The organism is Bradyrhizobium sp. AZCC 1693 (genome assembly GCF_036924745.1).
In the GTDB taxonomy this organism is placed as follows: Bacteria; Pseudomonadota; Alphaproteobacteria; order Rhizobiales; family Xanthobacteraceae; genus Bradyrhizobium.
The window spans coordinates 4022475-4038759 of sequence record NZ_JAZHSD010000001.1; the positions used below are offsets into that span (position 1 = coordinate 4022475).

General features: G+C 63.2%; 15 protein-coding genes. 9 read left to right on the top strand and 6 right to left on the bottom strand.

The genetic code is table 11. The features are described 5' to 3' along the window. Positions 1-34: 34 nt before the first annotated feature. Positions 35-703, bottom strand: coding sequence for a TetR family transcriptional regulator (locus V1293_RS19225; RefSeq protein WP_334511416.1), 669 nt, complete (start codon positions 701-703; stop codon positions 35-37). 150 nt (positions 704-853) lie between these two features. Here V1293_RS19225 and V1293_RS19230 point away from each other — a divergent pair, with 150 nt between their 5' ends. The 4 genes from V1293_RS19230 to mbfA all read left to right on the top strand — a co-directional run bounded on the left by V1293_RS19230 (position 854) and on the right by mbfA (position 6039). After that, entirely contained in the window at positions 854-2026 is a 1173-nt protein-coding gene (locus tag V1293_RS19230; protein WP_334511417.1) for an acetyl-CoA C-acetyltransferase, read from the top strand. 77 nt (positions 2027-2103) lie between these two features. Further along, positions 2104-3648 carry an acyl-CoA synthetase gene (locus V1293_RS19235; protein ID WP_334511418.1) on the top strand — a complete coding sequence of 515 codons (1545 nt, stop codon included), beginning with the start codon at positions 2104-2106 and terminating at the stop codon, positions 3646-3648. A 180-nt stretch (positions 3649-3828) separates the two neighbouring features. Beyond that, on the top strand, positions 3829-4980 hold the full coding sequence (locus V1293_RS19240) for an alpha/beta fold hydrolase (protein ID WP_334511419.1): 1152 nt from the start codon (positions 3829-3831) through the stop codon (positions 4978-4980). An 87-nt stretch (positions 4981-5067) separates the two neighbouring features. After that, the gene (mbfA, locus tag V1293_RS19245) at positions 5068-6039 is read left to right on the top strand and encodes an iron exporter MbfA (RefSeq protein WP_334511420.1); all 972 of its coding nucleotides are present in this window, start codon (positions 5068-5070) and stop codon (positions 6037-6039) included. Here the strand turns inward: mbfA and V1293_RS19250 are convergent. After that, the gene (locus V1293_RS19250) at positions 5979-7052 is read right to left on the bottom strand and encodes an ABC transporter substrate-binding protein (RefSeq protein WP_334511421.1); all 1074 of its coding nucleotides are present in this window, start codon (positions 7050-7052) and stop codon (positions 5979-5981) included. The genes mbfA and V1293_RS19250 overlap by 61 nt on opposite strands. Before the next feature lie 177 nt (positions 7053-7229). Between V1293_RS19250 and V1293_RS19255 the strand changes: the two genes are divergently transcribed. Beyond that, complete coding sequence (locus V1293_RS19255; RefSeq protein ID WP_334511422.1) at positions 7230-8702, top strand: amidase; 1473 nt, start codon at positions 7230-7232, stop codon at positions 8700-8702. A 129-nt stretch (positions 8703-8831) separates the two neighbouring features. Beyond that, complete coding sequence (locus V1293_RS19260) at positions 8832-9185, top strand: nuclear transport factor 2 family protein (RefSeq protein WP_334511423.1); 354 nt, start codon at positions 8832-8834, stop codon at positions 9183-9185. 163 nt (positions 9186-9348) lie between these two features. Here the strand turns inward: V1293_RS19260 and V1293_RS19265 are convergent, their stop codons facing one another. Further along, entirely contained in the window at positions 9349-10437 is a 1089-nt protein-coding gene (locus V1293_RS19265; protein WP_334511424.1) for a Zn-dependent alcohol dehydrogenase, read from the bottom strand. Positions 10438-10484: 47 nt separating this feature from the next. Continuing rightward, a complete protein-coding gene (locus V1293_RS19270) occupies positions 10485-12266 on the bottom strand; it encodes an acyl-CoA dehydrogenase family protein (protein WP_334511425.1) in 1782 nt (593 codons plus the stop codon). Between the two features lie 283 nt (positions 12267-12549). Here V1293_RS19270 and V1293_RS19275 point away from each other — a divergent pair, with 283 nt between their 5' ends. After that, positions 12550-13251, top strand: a complete 702-nt coding sequence (locus V1293_RS19275; protein WP_334511426.1) for an SDR family NAD(P)-dependent oxidoreductase — start codon at positions 12550-12552, stop codon at positions 13249-13251. Between the two features lie 134 nt (positions 13252-13385). After that, a complete protein-coding gene (locus tag V1293_RS19280; RefSeq protein ID WP_334511427.1) occupies positions 13386-14216 on the top strand; it encodes an enoyl-CoA hydratase in 831 nt (276 codons plus the stop codon). A 63-nt stretch (positions 14217-14279) separates the two neighbouring features. On the opposite strand, the gene V1293_RS19285 is transcribed toward V1293_RS19280, so the two are convergent. Together V1293_RS19285 and V1293_RS19290 are read right to left on the bottom strand one after the other, a co-directional pair. Then, on the bottom strand, positions 14280-14900 hold the full coding sequence (locus tag V1293_RS19285; RefSeq protein ID WP_334511428.1) for a GNAT family N-acetyltransferase: 621 nt from the start codon (positions 14898-14900) through the stop codon (positions 14280-14282). A gap of 71 nt (positions 14901-14971) precedes the next feature. Next, positions 14972-15175 carry a DUF1127 domain-containing protein gene (locus V1293_RS19290; RefSeq protein WP_334511429.1) on the bottom strand — a complete coding sequence of 68 codons (204 nt, stop codon included), beginning with the start codon at positions 15173-15175 and terminating at the stop codon, positions 14972-14974. 115 nt (positions 15176-15290) lie between these two features. Here V1293_RS19290 and V1293_RS19295 point away from each other — a divergent pair, with 115 nt between their 5' ends. Next, positions 15291-16190, top strand: coding sequence for a transcriptional regulator GcvA (locus V1293_RS19295; protein WP_334511430.1), 900 nt, complete (start codon positions 15291-15293; stop codon positions 16188-16190). Positions 16191-16285: the final 95 nt, after the last annotated feature.

The following is a 16285-nucleotide window of genomic DNA, read 5'->3' on the forward strand; positions in this document are numbered from 1 at the left end:
TCTGGATTCGTAGATTACTGAATGGCTGTGATCGTCATCCGACAGCACCTGCCTCTTTCCAATTCAACATTCCGCCGCAGATCAGCGCTTCCATATGCTTGATGTATTCGCGGCAGACCTCGTCGGTGACCGGGCCGACACCGGTCGCCCGCGACATCGCATGGCGGCCGAAGAACAGGTGATCGCAGGCGCCGACCAGGCTGGTGTAGAACATCACCGGGTCGATGTTGCGAAACTCGCCGGCCTTGATGCCCTCCGCGAGCAGCCGCCGCTGGAATTCCAGGAGCGGCGCCACGAAAAACTTCGACACCTCGTCGGCCGCTTCCGTGCTGCTTTCATGCAGCAGGTAGTGGATCAGCCGGTTCATATACGGGAACTGATAATAGGCGCGGATGATGCCGCCGATATGCAGCTTGAGTTTTGCGGTCGGCGAGATCGGCTGGCTGATGAGATATTCGAGTTGCGACATCTCGGTCGCGGCGTCGCGCGCCAGCAGCGCCAGCAACAGCCCGTCCTTGTTGCCGAAATGATATTTCACCAGCGCAGCGTTGACGCCCGACTTCTGCGCGATGTCGGACAGCGACACCTCGATCGAGGCACGCTCGATCATCAGTTCGCTCGCCGCGACAAGCAGCTTCTCGGCGGTGCTGTTTTTACCGCCGTGAGGCCTGGTCGGTATGCTGGTATTCAACTGCGATGCCATCACTGCCTGGTCCGGAAACCCGGGCCGCACATAAGCGCATGCCGCGCCTGCACTCAAGAGTTAATTGATTGATTGACTAAATCCCGAACCGCCCCTTAAATCCGGCCCAACTTTCCAACACCCACCAACAAACAATCAGGGAGAACAGACATGGCCGAGGCCTATATCGTCGCCGCCGCGCGTACCGCGGGTGGCCGCAAGGGGGGACGTCTCGCAGGCTGGCACCCGGCCGATCTCGCCGCTTCCGTGCTGAATTCGCTGGTCGACCGCTCAGGCGTCGATCCTGCCCAGATCGAGGACGTGATCATGGGCTGCGTCATGCAGGCCGGCGAGCAATCCAACAACATCGCCCGCAACGCGGTGATGGCCTCAAAACTTCCCGAGAGCGTGCCCGCCACCTCGGTCGACCGCCAGTGCGGCTCGTCGCAGCAGGCGCTGCACTTCGCGGCGCAGGCGGTGATGGCAGGCAGTATGGACATCGTGATCGCCGCCGGCGTGGAATCGATGACGCGCGTGCCGATGGGCCTGGCTTCGCAGCTCCCCGCCAAGAACGGCTTTGGCCACTACAAGAGCCCGGGCCTCGAGCAGAAATATCCGAACATCGTGTTCAGCCAGTTCACCGGCGCGGAAATGATGGCGGAAAAGTACGGGCTCTCCAAGGACCAGCTCGACGAATACTCCTACAACAGCCACCAGCGCGCGATTGCCGCGACGCAAGCCGGCAAGTTCAAGGACGAGATCGTTCCGCTGCAGATCACCCGCGCCGACAACTCGACCGATACCCACCACATCGACGAAGGCATCCGCTTCGACGCCAGCCTCGACGGCATCAAGGGCGTCAAGCTGATCGCGGAGAACGGCAAGCATACCGCCGCCAGCGCCAGCCAGATCTGCGACGGCGCTTCTGGTGTGCTGGTGGTCAACGACCGCGGCCTCAAGTCGCTCGGCGTGAAGCCGTTGGCGCGGATCCATCACATGACCATGATGGGCGGCGATCCCGTCATCATGCTGGATGCGCCGCTGCACGCCACCAAGCGGGCGCTGGAAAAGGCCGGGATGTCGATCAAGGACATCGACCTGTTCGAAGTCAACGAGGCCTTCGCCGCCGTGCCGGTGGCGTGGCTGAAGACGACAGGTGCCGATCCGGAACGGCTCAACATCAATGGCGGCGCGATCGCGCTCGGCCATCCGCTCGGCGGCTCCGGCACCAAGCTGATGACCACGCTGGTCAATGCGCTCAAGCAGAACAACAAGCGTTACGGCCTGCAGACCATGTGCGAAGGCGGCGGCATGGCCAACGTGACGATCGTCGAGCGGCTTTAAAAACAAGAAAAGCGTTTGGCGACTGGCGAGCAGGGAGTGCGCTTCCTGCTCGCCATTTTCATATCGAGGAAACCCCCATGACCCATCCGTCCATCCACGCCCGCAACACACCGAGCAAGATCGCCTATCAGATGGCGGGGACCGGCAAGGCGATCACCTATCGCGAGCTTGACGAGCTTTCGAACCAGGGCGCACATCTGCTTCGTTCGCTCGGCCTCAAGGCCGGCGACCACATCGCCTTCCTGATGGAAAACCGACTGGCATTCATGGAGATCTGCTGGGCGGCGCAGCGCGCAGGGCTCTATTACACCGCGATCAGCCGCTACCTGACCCAGGACGAGATCGCCTACATCATAAAAGACTGTGGCGCCAAGGTCTTCATCACCACGCCGCGCTGCGCCGAGAAACTCCAGGGACTGATCAGGGGCGAACCGGGAGAGCCGCTGTTTTTCATGCTCGACGAACTGCAGCCGGGTTTCCGGTCCTGGGACAAGGAAGCAATCTCGCAACCCACCACGCCGATCGCGGACGAGGTTGCAGGCTACGACATGCTGTACTCGTCGGGCACTACCGGCCGCCCCAAGGGCATCAAGAAGGCATTCGAAAACAATCCGATCGATGTGCCGAACGCGTTTCTCAGAATTCTCTGTGCCGATATGTGCGGCATGTCGTCCGACAGCATCTATCTGTCGCCGGCGCCGCTCTATCACGCCGCTCCCCTGCGCTTCAACATGATGGCGATCACGCTCGGCGGCACCTCCATCATCATGGAGCATTTCGACGCCGAGGAATTTCTGAAGCTGGTCGAAAAATACAAAGCCACGCAGTCGCAACTGGTGCCGACCATGTTCGTGCGCATGCTGAAGCTGCCGGACGAGGTACGCACGCGCTACGACGTCTCCTCGCTGAAAGGCGCCATTCACGCCGCCGCGCCCTGCCCGGTCGACGTGAAGGCAAAAATGATCGAGTGGTGGGGACCGATCCTGATCGAGTATTACGCCGGCTCCGAGGGCAACGGCGTCACCGTCTCGACCTCGCAGCAATGGCTGACGCACCGCGGCACCGTCGGCCGCGCCGTGGTCGGCAAGGTGAAGATTTTGGACGAGAACGGCGAGGAGCGTCCCGTGGGCGAAATCGGCACGGTCTATTTCGCCGATGCGCCTGCCTTCGCCTATCACAACGATCCCGAGAAGACGAAGAAGGCCTACAACGAAAAAGGCTGGTCGACGCTCGGCGACGTCGGCTATCTCGACGCGGAAGGTTTTCTCTATCTCACCGACCGCAAGAGCTACATGATCATCTCGGGCGGCGTGAACATCTACCCGCAGGAGACCGAGGACGTCCTGATCACCCATCCCGCCGTCTCCGACGTCGCCGTGTTCGGGGTGCCGAACGAGGAGATGGGCGAAGAGGTCAAGGCCGTGGTGCAGCCGCACGACATGGCAAAAGCCGGCAAGGAGCTCGAGGCCGAACTGATCGTGTTCTGCCGCAAACATCTGTCCCCGATCAAATGCCCGAAGAGCATCGACTTCGAGGCCGAGCTGCCGCGCACGCCGACCGGGAAACTGGTGAAGCGCCATCTGCGCGACAAGTACTGGCCAAAGCCGGCTGCGAAGGGGTAGCTGCATTTCGAAGACATAGCTTCCTTCCCTTCTCCCCTTGTGGGAGAAGGTGCCATCCCGAAGGGAAGGCGGATGAGGGGTCTGTCTCCGCGGAAACAACCCCTCACCCGTCTCGAATGAGCTTACGCTCATTAGATCCACCCTCTCCCACAAGGGGAGAGGGGAAGAGAGGCGCAAACGATGCCCATCCTCCCCGAGATCCCGCTCCCCTCCTCCATCCGCTCCCGGTACGTCGACAACATCAACGGCCTGCGCATGCACGTGCTGGAAGCCGGTTTCGAAACGCGCGGCCGGCCATGCGTCTTGCTGCTGCACGGCTTTCCCGAACTCGCCTATTCCTGGCGCAAGGTGATGCCGGTGCTCGCCGAAGCCGGCTATCACGTGATCGCGCCGGATCAGCGCGGCTATGGCCGCACCACCGGATGGGACCCGGATTACGACGGCGATCTCGCCTCGTTCCGGCTCACCAATCTGGTGCGCGATGCGCTTGGGTTGGTGGCGGCGTTCGGTTATCGCGGGGTCGACGCCGTCATTGGCCACGACTTTGGCAGTTCCGTCGCCGCATGGTGTGCGCTGATCCGGCCCGACGTGTTTCGCTCGGTCGTCATGATGAGCGCGCCGTTCGGCGGCCCGCCGTCACTGCCCTTCAACACCATCGATGGCCCGGCCATATCAGCGGCAGAAGATCCCATTCATCGCGAGCTCGCGGCGCTGCCGCGGCCGCGCAAACATTACCAATGGTACTATTCGACGCGCGAGGCGGACGACGACATGCACCACGCGCCGCAGGGCGTGCATGATTTCCTGCGCGCCTACTACCATCACAAGAGCGCGGACTGGAAAGACAACAAGCCCTATCCGCTCAAATCATGGTCCGCGGGCGAAATCGCAAAACTTCCGACCTATTATGTGATGGACCTCGCCAAGGACATGGCCGCAACGGTTGCGGAGGAAATGCCATCGGCGGCGGAGATCGCTGCCAACAAGTGGCTGCCCGACAGCGAGCTTGCCTTCTACAGCGCCGAATATGCCCGCACCGGATTTCAGGGCGGCCTGCAGTGGTATCGCTGCGGCACCTCGGGCGCGTTTTTGCCGGAACTGCAGACCTGGTCGGGCCGCACCATCGACGTGCGCTCTGCTTTCATCTCGGGCAAGCAGGACTGGGGCACCTATCAACGCCCTGGCGTGTACGAGGCCATGCAGAAGGCCTGCACCAACATGATCGGCAGCCATCTCGTCGATGGCGCAGGCCACTGGGTGCAGCAGGAGAAGGCTAACGAGGTGAGCTGGTTGCTGGCGCAATTCCTGCGAGGGGCGAAGGCGAGCGCGTAGACGAGGGCGAACCAGGCCACGCCCGGCAATTGACCGCAGCGACAGCCAATATTAGAATGATTCTAAACTAAGAAAAGGTGTCGCCCCGTGAAGAATTTCGCCGATCTGACCGAGCGCGAGGTGCTGGCCGTTGCGATCTCCTCCGAGGAGGAAGACAGCCGCATCTATATGAGCTTCGCGGAAGACCTCGCCGAGCGTTATCCGGACTCGGCCAAGATCTTCGAGGAGATGGCGGAAGAGGAACGCGGCCATCGCCATCGACTGCTGGAAATGTACGAGCAGCGGTTCGGCGCGCATCTGCCGCCGATCCGACGCGAGGACGTCAAGGGATTTTTGCGAAGGCGCCCGATCTGGCTGACGAAGAACTTGTCGCTCGACACCATCCGCAGGGAGGTCGAGACGATGGAGCTCCAGGCCGAGCAATTCTACATCAAGGCCGCAGAGCGGGCCGAGGATGTCGGCGTGCGGCGATTGCTCGGCGATCTCGCCGAGGAGGAGAAGGGCCACGAGCAACTCGCGGTGAAGCTGACCGGCGAGATCCTCAGCCCCGATGTGCGCGCCGAAGAGGACAAGACGCGGCGGCGCATGTTCGTGCTGCAATATGTGCAGCCGGGACTCGCCGGGCTGATGGACGGGTCGGTCTCGACGCTGGCGCCATTGTTCGCAGCCGCCTTTGCCACGCATCAGAACTGGCAGACGTTTCTGGTCGGGCTGGCGGCCTCGATCGGCGCCGGCATCAGCATGGGATTTGCCGAAGCGCTATCCGACGACGGCTCGCTGACCGGGCGCGGCTCGCCCTGGCTGCGCGGCCTGACCTGCGGGTTGATGACGACACTCGGCGGCATCGGCCACACCCTGCCCTATCTCGTTCCCGACTCCTGGCCGAACGCGTTCTGGATCGCGACGGCGATCGCCTGCATCATCGTGTTCTTCGAATTGTGGGCAATCGCCTTCGTCCGCGCGCGATACATGGACACGCCCTTCCTGCAGGCGGTGTTTCAGATTGTGCTGGGCGGGGCCATCGTGCTCGCAGTCGGGATAGTGATCGGCGCGGCGTAGGGCGCTGTTCTCAACTCCCGTTCAGGCCGCCGATCTCCGGAAAGAACAAGTCCTTCCACGAAGCCGGCTCGTGCTTGATGGCGCCGACCCGCGCGCATGAATTTTGCGAATTTCATCGTGGCGGCGGGCGTCATCGTCCACTCGACATTGGCCGCCGTCACGACCTTGATCACCATCTCCAGCGGCAGCTTGGAATTGCTGTCGTTGATCCAGCTTTGCGCGGTCCCCTTCGGATCGGCGGCGATGATCGCGGTCGCCTCCTTAACCGCGTCGAGAAATGCGCCGTAGAGTTCGGGATTGTCCTTGCGGAACCGTGCCGATGTCCATGCCACCGTAAAGGTGTGCGGCCCGAGCACGTCGAATGACGACAGCACGGTGTGGATGTTGTTCTGCTGCAGCTGCTGGAACTGGAACGGCGGCACGCTGAAGGCCGAACTGACGCCGCCCGCGCCACTCAGGAGCGCGATGGTCGCATCCGGCGGCGACATCGACACCGTTAGCGGATCGAGCCTGGCGTAGTTTTCCTCGCCATAGGCCGCCGCTGCCGCCATCTGCAGCAGCACCGCCTGCACCGACACCTTGATCGAGGGGACTGCGATGCGGTCGCGTTCGGTGAAATCCTTGATGGACTTGATGCCGGGATTGGCGGTGTTGAGCAGGAACGGCTGTGAGCTCAGCGCGCAGATTCCCTTGACCTCGAACGAGGTGCCCTGCGTCTTGTCCCACAGCGTGATCAGGCCGGGCACGCCGCCGCTGACGATGTCGGTCGAATTCGACAGCAGCGCTTCATTCATCGCCACCGGACCGTTGAAGCGCTGCCAGGAAACCTTGAAATCGTTCAGGCCGCGCTGGGTGGCGTATTTCTCGATCAGCCGGTCGCGCTTCATGACGTTGAATTGCAGGTAGCCCATCGAGAACTGCTCGGCCAACCTGATTTCCACGGCGCGGGCTATCGCCGTCGCGCTGCCGATTGTGACGATAATCACTGCGCCTGCAATCCACGCCGATCTCATCGGAGCCTCCCGCGCTGTTTTCATTTATTGTTGATCAGGAGACTAGCGTGCAAACGGCGCCTTCGCCAAGAGCGTAGCAACGTGACTGTCCTGCCGCTGTACAGCCATTGCTCTTGCGGCGTTGGCGCAAACTGAGCATCATCCGCGCCGCATCGAATAGCAGAGCGGGAGTACGCCTTGGCCAAGTCGCAATGGAGCTTCAAGACCGCCGTTGAATTGTCGACAGCCCTCGCTGCCAAAAAGGTTTCAGCCGTCGAACTGGCCGAGGACGCGATCGTCCGGATCGAGCGGCACGATGCGAAGATCAACGCAATCTGTGTTCGCGATTTCGAGCGCGGACTTGCGGCGGCCCGCGCCGCCGACGCCGAACTGGCGCGCGGCGTGAAGAAGCCGCTGCTCGGCCTGCCCGTGACGGTCAAGGAATCCTACAACGTCGCGGGCTTGCCGACGACGTGGGGGATTCCGGCGCAGAAGGATTTTACGCCGAGGGAAGACGCGTTGCCGGTCTCCCGGGTCAAGGATGCCGGCGGGGTCATCCTTGGCAAAACCAATGTGCCGCTCGGGCTCGGCGACTGGCAGAGCTATAATGAGATCTACGGCACCACCAACAACCCTTTTGATCTCGGCCGCACGCCGGGCGGCTCCTCCGGCGGATCGTCGGCGGCGCTCGCGGCGGGCTATGGACCGCTGTCGCTCGGCTCCGATATCGGCGGCTCGTTGCGCGTGCCGGCGTTTCACTGCGGCGTCTACGCGCACAAGCCGACCTTCGACCTCGTCGCCATGCGCGGCCACACGCCGCCGCCCCTGCCGCCGCTGCCCTCCACGCGCGATCTCAGCGTGATCGGACCGATGGCGCGCGGCGCGGCCGATCTGTCGCTGCTGCTCGACGTGATCGCGGGGCCCGATCCGCTCGAGTCCGGCCGGGCGTATAGCCTCACGCTGCCGCCGGCGCGTCACATGGAGATGAAGAATTTCCACGTGCTTTTGATCGATACCGATCCGGTCATGCCGACCGACAGCGTGGTGCGCGGCACGCTGGAAACGCTTGCCGCAAATCTCACCAGGGCCGGCGTCAAGGTCGACCGCGCCAGTCCGCTGCTACCCGATTTCGCAGCATCAAGCCGGCTCTACATGCGGATGCTGATGTCGTTCCTTGCGGCTTCCTTTGCACCCGAAACCTATGCCGGCGCGAAGGCCGCCGCGGCCGCGCTGCCGGCCGCGGACAACAGCCTCGCCGCCGAGCGCCTGCGCGGCATCGCGCTCGGCCACCGCGACTGGTTGATGGCCGACGGCGGACGCTCCCGTCTGCGCGCGCAATGGCGCGAATTGTTCAGGACGTACGACACGGTGATCTGCCCGATCATGCCGACGCCGGCCTATCCGCACGACCATTCGGACGACCAGGAAAAGCGCCGCATCAGGATCGACGGCAAGGATTACGTCTATCCCGACCAACTCTCCTGGCCCGCCATTGCCACCCTGCCCGGCCTGCCCGCGACCGCGATCCCGACCGGCTTTGCGCCGGACGGACTGCCGATCGGTGTGCAGATCGTCGGCCCCTGGCTGGAGGATCGCACGCCCCTGAGGCTGGCGGAACTGATCGAGCGGGAGTTCGGCGGCTTCAAGCCGCCGCCGATGTTTGACGATTGAGAGGCGAAAACTTACCTGCGACGTTATTGCGTACGAAGCGAAGCAATTCATAATCCCATCAGAATGAAGCGGATTGCTTCGCCATCCCGCGCCACACAACGCGGGAAAGCAGCAACGGAAGGGAACATCATGAGCAGGGATATCGAAGAGCTGACCGCGCTGAACCGCGATTATGTCGCCTCGGTGCAAAACTCCGACGTCAAGCGTTTCGACGAGATTCTTGCCGGCGACTTCTACTGCTCCAATCCCGACAAGTCGCTGGTCGACCGCGCGGCGTTTCTGAAACAGACGGCGGTGCCGGTGACGATCAAGAATCTAACGGCACACGACGTGAGGATCCGCGTGCTGGGCGACTTCGCCATCATCCACGCCGCTACGAGTTATACGACCCCGGACGGTCAGCAGGCCCATGGCCGCTACACCGATTGCTGGGCGAAGCAGAACGGGAAGTGGCTCGCGGTGTCGGCGCACGTGTCGCGGTAGGACTCAGTCTCGCGTCGTCCCTGCGAACGCAGGGACCCATAACCACTGATCGGTGTTACGAGAAAAAGGTGTCTCCCCTTGTGCCATTTCGATCGGCCGCGGCGTATGGGTCCCTGCGTTCGCAGGGACGACGGATGCTAGACCAGTACGCCGACGCTACGCCTCACGCATCAAACATGATGACGCTGCGCAGCGTCTTGCCGGCCTTCATGTTGGCAAAGCCCTCGTTGATCTCGGACAGTTTCAGCCTGGCCGAGATCCAGTCTTCCAGATGCAGCTTGCCGCGCATGTAGAATTCGACGAGGCGGGGCATGTCGACGCGGAAATGGTTGGAGCCCATCGACGAGCCCTGAATGCGGCGCTCGCGCAGGAAGTCGAAACCGTGCAGCTCGATCTTCTGGCCGAACGGGATCATGCCGACGATGGTCGCGGTGCCGCCGGCCGCCAGCATGGCAAAGGACTGCTCGGCGGTTTCCTTGCGGCCCAGCACCTCGAAGGCGTGATGCACGCCGCCACCGGTGAGTTCACGCACCTGCTGCACCACGTCGCCCCTGGAGGGATCGACGATGTCGGTGGCGCCAAGCTTGGTGGCAAGCTGCAGTTTCACCGGGTTGGTATCGATCGCGATGATGCGGCCGGCGCCCGCGATCGCCGCCCCATTGATCGCCGCCATGCCGACGCCGCCGCAGCCGATCACCGCCACCGTTTCGCCGGCCTGAACCTTGGCCGTGTTCACGACAGCGCCATAGCCGGTGATGACGCCGCAGCCGATCAGCGCCGCCAGTTCCAGCGGCATGTCTTTGCGGATTTTGACGATGGCGTTTTCGTGCACCAGCATCTGCTCGGCGAAGGACGAGAGGTTGAGGAACTGATGGAGCTTCGCCTCACGCGCCCAGGAAAGCCGGTTGGACTGGCCGGGCAGCATTTTTACTGTCGTGTCGGTGCAGAGTACCGTGCGGCCGGTGGTGCAGTTGTCGCAGGTGCCGCAGAACACCGATAGGCAGGTCACGACGTGATCGCCGGGTTTTACGTAGGTGACGTCGGAGCCGACCTTTTCGACGACGCCTGCGGATTCATGCCCGAGCACGGCCGGCAGCGGATGCGGGTAAAGCCCTTCCATGAAATGCAGGTCGGAATGGCAAAGGCCGGCGACGCGCGTGCGGATCAGGACTTCGCGCGGGCCGGGATTCGGCACGCTGACATCCTCGATCACCAGCGGCTGGTTGACTTCATGCAGGACGGCGGCCTTCATCGGGTACTCCCTATAATTATGTTTTTTAAACCAGGGCTGGCAGCAGCCTACGCTGCGACGAGCAATTCGCCAACCTCGGCCATGCCGACGTTGCGCTCGCCAAGCAAATGATCCGTGATGGCGCGCTGGGTCGCATTTTCCGCAAGCCGGAACGGATCGCCCGCCGAGATGCGGTGGTCGACTACCATGCGCGACAACAACAATCGCCGCGCGTCACCGCGCATCTCGTGGATGCGGCCACCTTCCCAGGCCAGCGCGACCGCACTGGCGACATGATAGAGCAGGCTGGTGGCGCGCCGCGCATCGCCCTCATTGTCACTCCGGCTGGCCACTTCGCGTGCGAAACCGATAGCGCGGTCGGTCAACTCCCGCAGGCGATCGCGCCAAGCCTGCGGCACATTGGCGCTGTCGTCGAGGCGGGCGTGCAGGTCCGCCGCCAGCGCCGCATCGGCGCCGTGACGTCCGACCGCGCGCGTCAGCGCATCGATCGCGACGATGTTGCCGGTACCTTCCCAGATCGAACCGAGATGGGCGTCGCGCAGCAGCCGGGCTGTGGCAAATTCCTCGATATAACCGATGCCGCCCCGCATCTCCAACGCGTCGCCGCAGACCTTGCGCGCATCGCGCGTCGCGCGGAATTTCAAAGTCGGCGTCAGGATCCGCAGCAGCGCCGCCGCATCCTGGCTGCCGGCCTCGGCGCGATCGAGCGCGTCGGCGGTGAGAAAACTCATCGACAGCGCCTGCTCGGTCGGCAGCATGATCTTCATCAATTGCCGCCGCGCCAGCGGCAGGTCGATGATGCGGCTGCCGAACACCACGCGGTTTCGCGCCACCGTCATCGCATCATGGTGCGCACGCCGCATCAGCGCGGTCGACTTGACGCCGTTGGAGAGCCGCGACGAATTGACCATCTCGGCCATCTGCACAAAACCACGGTCGAGCTTGCCGACGGCATAGGCAATCGCGCCCTCGAACTTGATTTCGCCCGAGGCCATCGAGCGGGTGCCGAGCTTGTCCTTCAAGCGAACGATCCGGTAATGATTCTGCGAGCCGTCGTCGAGATATCGCGGCATCAGGAACAGTCCGACGCCGCGCGTACCCGGCCCCGCCCCCTCCGGGCGCGCCAGCAGCATCACCACCTTGGCGTCGGCATTGGAGCAGAACCACTTTTCGCCATAGAGCCGCCAGTGGTCGCCTTCCTGCACGGCCGTGGTCGTCAGCGTGCCGACGTCGGAGCCGCCCTCCTTCTCGGTCATGAACTGGCCGCCCTGCGTCAGCTTGCTCATGTCGGTTTGCGTTAGCCCATCGAGATACTTCGCTTTCAACGCCTCGCTGCCGAAATTGTTGAGCAGTTTTGCGCAGCCGTCAGTGACGTTGATCGGGCAACCCATGCCGAACTCGGTCTGATTGAACAGGAACGTGAAGGCGTGCTTGGCCACAACAGGGTATTTGTCCGGCCAGCCCATGATGCCCTTGCGGATCGACATCGCGTGAATGCCGAACTCGCCGAACGCGGCCTTTTCCAGTTCACGATAGGCGGGATGATATTCGATGTATTGCGTATCGCGCCCGAACTTGTCGCGCTGATGCAGCACCGGCGTATGCCGGTCGGCGAGCCGCGCGCATTCGTCGAGATAGCCTCCGGCCAGTTCGCCGAGGCGATCGAGATGCGGCTCGATATGGCGGAACAGCGCCTCGGGAAGATGCAGCCGCAGCAGATCGGTCAGCGCCGGATCGGCCCGGTAGAAATTCATCCCCGTCGTATCCGGCGCGAGCAATCCCGGCTGGTTGGCTGACGCTGATGCACGGTCCTGCATGAGTGGATGCATTTTTAGCCCTTGTCCGTTTCGCCCAATATTGATCATCTACCGATAACGCAGGCGGACGCGCCGTCAACAAGCATCATTGGAGGACCGCCCCATGGCGGACGGATACCGCATCATCGGCGCCGGGATGTCGTTCCTGTTTCCGCTGCAAGGACATTCAGCTGCAACGGATTTTTGCGAAACGCAGCCGACGGGTGCGATCTCGAGCCTATCCTCGCCTCCCTCGGGTTGCCTCGCGAGATTGCGCGCCTAGATACCAAGTCCCGATCATCGGAGGACCGCGCCCATGGAATTGCCAAAATACAAGATTGCCCTGATCGTCGGCGCCGGCGAGGGATTGAGCGCATCGCTGGCGCGGCTGTTTGCGCGCGAAGGCATCAAGGTCGCGCTCGCCGCGCGCAAAATCGAAAAACTCGGCGCACTCTGCACCGAGACCGGCGCCCGTGCCTTTGCCTGCAACGCGACCGTGGCCGAGGAAGTCGAGCGGCTGTTCGGCATGGTCGAGCGCGAGATCGGCACGCCCGACCTCGTCGTCTACAACGCCAGCGGACGGGCGCGCGGCGCCTTTACTGATCTGGTGCCGGCGGATGTCGCGCAGGCGATCGCGGTTTCGGGTTTCGGCGGCTTCCTGGTGGCGCAGCAGGCAGCGCTCCGTATGCTGCCGAACAAGCACGGCGCCATCCTGTTCACCGGCGCTTCCGCCAGCGTGAAGGGCTATGCGCAATCGGCGCCGTTCGCGATGGGCAAGTTCGCGCTGCGCGGCCTTGCCCAAAGCATGGCGCGCGAATTGTCGCCGCAAGGCATCCATGTCGCCCATTTCGTCATCGACGGCGGCATCCGCAGCGCCGCACGCACCGAGCCGGCCGACCGGCCGGATTCGATGCTCGATCCCGACGCGATTGCATTGAGCTACTGGAACGTGCTGCAGCAGCCGCGCAGCGCCTGGACCTGGGAGGTCGAACTGCGGCCGTGGGTGGAGAAGTTCTGAGACAAGCCCGTCATTCCGGGGCGCATCGAAGATGCGAACTATGGTGCGCAATTGCGCACCTGAGAATCTCGAGATTCCGGGTTCGATGCTAACGCATCGCCCCGGAATGACGGATCAAAAACATGGGGAGCGAAATGACCACCGAAACCAAAATCGATACCGGCACCGATGAACTGCTTTGCGTGATCCGCGACCGCGTCGCCATCATCACGCTGAACCGCCCCGAGGCCCGCAACGCGATGTCGGATAATCTGACCCCGGCCTTGCGCAACATGATCAAGGCCTGTGGCGAGAATCCCGATGTCGGCGTGCTCCTGCTCACCGGCGCCGGCACGGCGTTCTGCGCCGGCGGCAACGTCAAGGGCATGGGGGCGAATCGCGACAAGACGAAGCTCGCAATGTCCCATGACGAGCGGGTCGCCGATCTGCAGGAGCGGCAGCGTCTCCTGACCGGCGCGCTGGTCTCGGTGCGCAAGCCGACCATTGCCGCCCTACCCGGCCCCGCGGTCGGCGCCGGGCTCGCTCTGGCGATGGCCTGCGACATCCGCATCGCCGCGCAATCGGCATTCCTTTCCACCGGCTACCTCAAGGTGGGTCTGAGCGGCGATTATGGCATCGCCTGGCTCCTGACACGGTTGGTCGGCACTTCGCGGGCACGGGAATTGATGTTCACTTGCGACAGGGTCGATGCGGCCAGGTGCGAGGCGATCGGCTTGATGAACCGCGTGGTCCCCGACGACAGGCTGCACGCGGAGGCCTTCGCGCTCGCTAAGTCGATCGCCGAAGGACCGACGATCGCGATCCGCTACATGAAGGATAATCTGGACGAAGCCTTGATGTTCGATTTCGCCACCGCGCGCGATCATGAGGCCGAGCGCATGATCCGGGCCCAGCTGACCGCCGATCACAGGGAGGCCGTGCAGGCCTTCATCGACAAGCGCAAGCCGGTATTCAGGGGAAGTTGAGACGTTCGCCGGCAATTGAGAAAAATAGCCCGGTTCTGGTGCGGCCAGAACCGGGCTCAGTGGTCAGACCGCAGGCGAGGACATTGCGCTGGGTGAGACGGCGGCAAGCCGCCAACTGGCGCAGGGGATTTCCTGCGGTTCGACATGAATTGGCTTCTGCAAGCGCGTCAGCTTCCAGTCGCCGGGGGTGTTGGTGAAGGCGTAGCCGGACTTGCGGGCGAGCGCGATCATCGCGTCGTTGGAGCGCAACGTGTCGCCGAACAGGCGCGTGGCGCCGAACGAGGCCGCGCGGCATTCGAGATTTTTCAACAGCGCCATGCCGATGCCGTGGCCCTGCCAGCGGTCGTCGATCGACAGGCCGAATTCGATGCTTGCGGTGTCGCTCTCGAAGGCGTAGCGGGCTTCGCCCACGATGGTCTCAAAGCCCTCGACCAGCATGGTTGCGACCACGCTGAACTGGTCAGCCTCGCCGACATGGATGAAGCGGTCGAGTTCGGACGGCGGCAGTTCGCTGGCTGCGCCGAGGAAGCGGTTGTAGCGGGAGCGCGTCGTCAGCGAGCGGAAGTAGTTTTGCAACGCCTCGGCATCGCGCGGCTCGACGAAGCGCACGGTCACGGCCTGGCCATGCCGCGAACGCAGCACGTCGGAATATTGCCTGAGATCGTCGAGACGCATCGTGGTCATGGGCCGCTCCCGCGGAGCTTAAAAATACGGCCGGCGTCCCCCTGACGAGGCGACGCCAGCCCGGCTGCCATTCAAGCCCGCCAGAACGGTTTTTCGGCCTCGTAGGCGATATCGCTCCAGGAGATGCCGATGTCGTGGAGTTCGCGCTCGGACCACTGCGCCAGTTCGCGGCGCGACTGATAGCGCTGCCGCCAGATGTGGAGGGTCTCGGCGATCTGGGCCAAAAGCCCCGGTTCATGATGATTTATCATCGATTCATGGGTGTAAGTGGACATTTTCGGCTCCTGTAGCTAATCTGTTGCCGCTAATATCTGCCCGATTCAGGCTTCCCACAAACGACACTTTGTACCGTTTCGGATGATATAAACTCATGCATCTGGGGATCGCGGAATGACCGCCAGGCTGCCGTCGCTGAATGGATTGCGCGCCTTCGAGGCCGCGGCCCGGCATTTGAGTTTTACGCAGGCCGCCTCCGAGCTGAACGTCACGCAGACCGCGATCAGCCATCAGATCAAACGGCTGGAGGAGGAGCTCGGCGTTCGCCTGTTCATCCGCCAGAACCGTTCGCTGGCGCTGACGCAGCAGGCGCAGGAATATCTCCCCGGCATCCGCGCCGCGTTCAACGACCTCAGGCTCGCGACCGACCGCCTGCTGCGCAAGGACGATGACCATGTGCTGACGGTCTCGACGTTGGCATCGCTCGCCGCCAAATGGCTGTTGCCGCGGCTGACTGCCTTTCAGGAAGCCCATCCCGGCATCGATGTGCGCATCACCACCTCGACCAATCTGGTCGACTTCCAGCGCGACAATGTTGACGCCGGGATCCGCTACGGCCGCGGCCAGTGGCCGGGCGTCCGCGCCGACTGGCTGATGGCGGACGAGCTGTTCCCGGTCTGCAGCCCCGCGCTGCTCCATGGCAACAAGCCGCTGAAATGCCCCGAGGACCTCAGGGATCACGTGCTGCTGCACACCAGCAACGCCAACAGCGACGACTGGCGGCTGTGGCTGACGGCCGCCGGACTGCCGGCCGATTTTTCGAAACAGCCCGGCGTCACGTTCGACCTGATCTTCATGACCGTGCAGGCCGCGATCGACGGCCTCGGCGTTGCGATGGGCCGCACCGCCTATGTGCAGGAAGACATCGCCAAAGGACGGCTGGTCGTTCCCTTCAATATCGCATTTCCAGTCGACGCCGGTTTCTATCTGGTCTCGCCCTCGGGGCGAACCGACCCGCCCAAACTCGCAGCCTTCCGGCAGTGGCTGCTCGCCTCCGTGCAGAGCAAGCCCTGACATCGCAGATATTCCGCGATGCGAGTTGCATGCGACATCGTCGCATGCCGCTGCGCGGATCACCGACGAAGGCGCACGAGACGCGTGACGCGGCC

Excerpts from the sequence above, each read along its gene's own strand:
- V1293_RS19280 (WP_334511427.1), top strand. The coding sequence starts at position 13,386 with ATGACCACCGAAACCAAAATCGATACCGGCACCGATGAACTGCTTTGC.
- V1293_RS19225 (WP_334511416.1), bottom strand. The coding sequence starts at position 703 with ATGGCATCGCAGTTGAATACCAGCATACCGACCAGGCCTCACGGCGGT.
- V1293_RS19240 (WP_334511419.1), top strand. The coding sequence starts at position 3,829 with ATGCCCATCCTCCCCGAGATCCCGCTCCCCTCCTCCATCCGCTCCCGG.
- V1293_RS19290 (WP_334511429.1), bottom strand. The coding sequence starts at position 15,175 with ATGTCCACTTACACCCATGAATCGATGATAAATCATCATGAACCGGGG.
- V1293_RS19265 (WP_334511424.1), bottom strand. The coding sequence starts at position 10,437 with ATGAAGGCCGCCGTCCTGCATGAAGTCAACCAGCCGCTGGTGATCGAG.
- V1293_RS19250 (WP_334511421.1), bottom strand. The coding sequence starts at position 7,052 with ATGAGATCGGCGTGGATTGCAGGCGCAGTGATTATCGTCACAATCGGC.
- V1293_RS19260 (WP_334511423.1), top strand. The coding sequence starts at position 8,832 with ATGAGCAGGGATATCGAAGAGCTGACCGCGCTGAACCGCGATTATGTC.
- V1293_RS19275 (WP_334511426.1), top strand. The coding sequence starts at position 12,550 with ATGGAATTGCCAAAATACAAGATTGCCCTGATCGTCGGCGCCGGCGAG.
- V1293_RS19230 (WP_334511417.1), top strand. The coding sequence starts at position 854 with ATGGCCGAGGCCTATATCGTCGCCGCCGCGCGTACCGCGGGTGGCCGC.
- V1293_RS19270 (WP_334511425.1), bottom strand. The coding sequence starts at position 12,266 with ATGCATCCACTCATGCAGGACCGTGCATCAGCGTCAGCCAACCAGCCG.
- V1293_RS19295 (WP_334511430.1), top strand. The coding sequence starts at position 15,291 with ATGACCGCCAGGCTGCCGTCGCTGAATGGATTGCGCGCCTTCGAGGCC.
- V1293_RS19285 (WP_334511428.1), bottom strand. The coding sequence starts at position 14,900 with ATGACCACGATGCGTCTCGACGATCTCAGGCAATATTCCGACGTGCTG.
- V1293_RS19235 (WP_334511418.1), top strand. The coding sequence starts at position 2,104 with ATGACCCATCCGTCCATCCACGCCCGCAACACACCGAGCAAGATCGCC.